General features: G+C 69.3%; 2 protein-coding genes. One reads left to right on the forward strand and one right to left on the reverse strand.

Translation table 11 applies throughout. The features are described from left to right. Positions 1-49 precede the first annotated feature (49 nt). Positions 50-1,516 carry a sensor histidine kinase gene (locus WAL33_RS20385; RefSeq protein ID WP_422183715.1) on the reverse strand — a complete coding sequence of 489 codons (1,467 nt, stop codon included), beginning with the start codon at positions 1,514-1,516 and terminating at the stop codon, positions 50-52. Between the two features lie 194 nt (positions 1,517-1,710). Here WAL33_RS20385 and WAL33_RS20390 point away from each other — a divergent pair, with 194 nt between their 5' ends. Next, the gene (locus WAL33_RS20390; RefSeq protein WP_422183717.1) at positions 1,711-3,189 is read left to right on the forward strand and encodes a GMC oxidoreductase; all 1,479 of its coding nucleotides are present in this window, start codon (positions 1,711-1,713) and stop codon (positions 3,187-3,189) included. Positions 3,190-3,243 lie beyond the last annotated feature (54 nt).

A 3,243-nucleotide genomic window follows, 5' to 3' on the forward strand; every position in this document is an offset into this window, starting at 1 on the left:
CCCTCTGGGGGAGCTGTCGCGGAGCGACTGAGGGGGTCTTTCGTCCCAGTCACCCCAAAGGCGATCCCCCCTCCACCGGGTCCGACAGCGTCGCCCGCATCGCGCACACCAGCCCCTCGGGCCGGTAGTCCATGGTCGCCGCGCCCTTCAGTTCGCCGCGCAAGCTGCGCTCGATCAGCCGCGAGCCGAAGCCGCGGCGGGTGGGGGCGACCACCGGCGGGCCGCCGGTCTCGGTCCAGGTCAGGGCCAGGTCGCGGGTCGCCGCGTCGTAGGTCCAGGCCAGCACCACCCTGCCCTTGGTGTTGGCCAGCGCGCCGTATTTCAGGGCGTTGGTCGCCAGCTCGTGGAAGATCAGGGCCATGGTCAGGGCCCCGCCCGGGGCCAGCCAGACCGGCGGGCCGTCGATCCTCAGCCGGTCGGCTCCGTCCGGCGGGCTGAACGGCGCCAGGGCCCGCTCGGCCACGTCGGACAGGCTCGCCCCGTGCCAGCTCTCGCGGGTCAGCACGTCGTGCACCTGCGACAGGCCCATCAGTCGGGACTCGAACTTCTCGAAGGCCACGATCGGGTCGGGCTCGTTCTTCAGGGTCTGGCTGGCCATCGACTGCACCGTGGCCAGGGTGTTCTTCACCCGGTGGTTCAGCTCGTTGATCAACAGCCGCAGCTGGTCCTGATAGTGCTGCTGCTCGGCCTCGACCTGCTTGCGGGCGGTGATGTCGGAGATGATCACCACCAGATAGGGCCTCCCCTCGCCGCCGGGATCGACCCGCGAGGCGGTGACGTGCACCCAGATCGTCCCGTCGCGGCCCTCGACCCGCCGCTCCACCGAATAGGTGTCGATCTCGCCGGCGAACAGGGCCTGGCCCTGGGTGACCACGGCGGCGACGGTGTCCTCGCCGCGGACGATGTCCATGAAGGTCGCGGCCAGCAGCGTCTCGCGGTCGCGCCGGGTGATGGCGCAGAACCGGTCGTTGACCTCCAGGAACCGACCGCTGCTCGACACCCGGGCCACGCCCATCGCCGCCTGGTCGAACACCGCGCGGTAGCGGGCCTCGGCGGCCTCCAGCCGGTGCTTGGCCTCGACCGCCTTGGTGACCATCTCGGTATAGAGCACCAGCCCGCCGATCCGCCCGTCGTCGGTGCGCCAGGGGGCCATCGACCAGCGCACCCAGTGGACCTCGCCGTTGCGGTCGACATAGCGGTCGCCCTCGTCCTCGCGCAGCTCGACGCCCTGCGTCAGCACCTGGGCGTGCTTGTCGCGCCAGAACTGCGGGATCTCGGGAAAGACGTCATAGTGGCGGCGGCCCAGCAGCGGGGTGTCGGGCGACATGTTCTGGTCGGTCAAGTACTGCCGCGAGGCGGCCAGGTAGCGCATCTGGTCGTCGAAGATGGCGATGCCCATCGGCGCGTGCTTCAGCGCGGTGGTGACGCTGGGCGAAGCGGACGCCGCCGGCGGAGACGCGGTTCCCGGGGCGGTTTGGGAAGCGTTCTGGGTCTCGGTCGGGGATCGCGCGCTCATCGCGCTCCTTTATTCGGACTCGGGGCCCGAAGTTGGGCGGGCTCGGCCCCATCATGCCCAGCCCGGGCCGGCTGTCGATGGGGCAATGCCGCACAGGCGCGTATGGATCCGAAGTAACCGCCACCGCCGGTTGTGCCAGCGCTTGACGCACTTGAAAATAGCAAACATGCTCGGCTCAACTCAAGGGTGGAGCCATGATCAGGAACGGCAAGGACATCGCCAACGGTTCGGTGGTCACCACCCAGGTGTGCATCGTCGGATCGGGGCCGGCGGGGATCACGGCGGCCTGGTTCCTGCAAAAGGCGGGGCTGAGGGTCACGATGATCGAGGGCTCGCGCGTCTATCCCGACTATTACGCCAGCCAGGCGGACAAGGCCCTGCTCTATGACGGCCTGGCGGACGGGCTGTTCGCCACCAACGAGCGGGACTTCCTGATCCTGCGCTATCCGGGGGTGCGGGGCGGGCCGTCGGAGCGCGAGCGGTTCTACGGCGGCACCTCCACCCACTGGGGCGGCCAGTCGCGGCCGCTCGATCCGCTGACCTTCCAGAAGCGTCCGGGCTTCCCGGGCTGGCCGATCACCCGCGCCGACCTCGATCCCTTCTACAGCAAGGCCGCCGCCCTGTGCGGGCTGCATGACAACTTCACGGCCGAGTACTGGGCCCAGGTCCTGCAAGCCGACGTGCCCAATCTGCCGGGCTTCGAGGTGGCGATGTACCAGTTCATGCCCAACACCAATTTCGCCACCCGCACGTTCGAGGGCCAGAGCACGATCGGCGACAGCGCCTGCGACGTGATCCTCAACGCCAGCCTGCTGGAGATCGACAAGGCCGGCGGCCGGGTGACCGGGCTGCGCGTGGCCAGCATGGACAACACCAACCCGATCCCGAGGAAGGCCACCGAGTTCACGGTCAAGGCCGATGTCTACGTGCTGGCCTGCGGGTCGGTGGAGAACGCCCGCCTGCTGCTGCTGTCGGACGTGGGCAACGAGTCCGGCCACGTCGGCAAGACCTTCATGTGCCACCCGCTGACCGGGTCCGTCATCGGGGTCTTCGGCAGCTACCTGACCTACGACCAGCAACGGCTGATGGACGGCGTCGGCCTGTCGGGCGTGCGGCCGGTCGCCTTCAGCGACGCCAACGGCGTGGGGGTCACCGGCCGCTTCGAGCCCGACGCCGAGCAGCAGCTGAAGTGGGGCATCGGCAGCTGCTGGTTCTGGTGGAACGGCGGCAACTACTATTACGAGGCCACGCCCACCCCCGACAGCCGGATCGTCCTGGCCCAGGACCCCCAGCGCCGCGACAAGGTGTTCGGCCAGCCCCAGACCCACATCACCTGGACGCTCGATCCTCGCGACCAGACCACCTACGAGAAGACGACGGCCCTGTTCCAGGCGTCGGTCGCGGGCCTGGGCGGCCAGGTCACCTTCCCCGACTGGGCGACGATCACGCGGCAGGTGGTGGTCAACGGTCATCACATCGGCACCGCCCGCATGTCGGCCCTGCCGGAAGACGGCGTGGTCGACGCCGACCTGAAGGTCCACACGCTCGACAACCTGTACGTCGCCGGCGCCTCGGCCTTCGCCTCGGCGGGCGTCTCCAACCCGACCTTCACGATCATCACCCTGTCGATCCGGCTGGCCGAGCACCTGATCGGCAAGTTCGCGGCGGGCTGAGGTCGCAAGACCCCCTCCGGCCCTCCGGGCCACCTCCCCCAAAGGGGGAGGATC

This window comes from Caulobacter sp., from assembly GCF_049283275.1.
GTDB lineage: Bacteria > Pseudomonadota > Alphaproteobacteria > Caulobacterales > Caulobacteraceae > Caulobacter.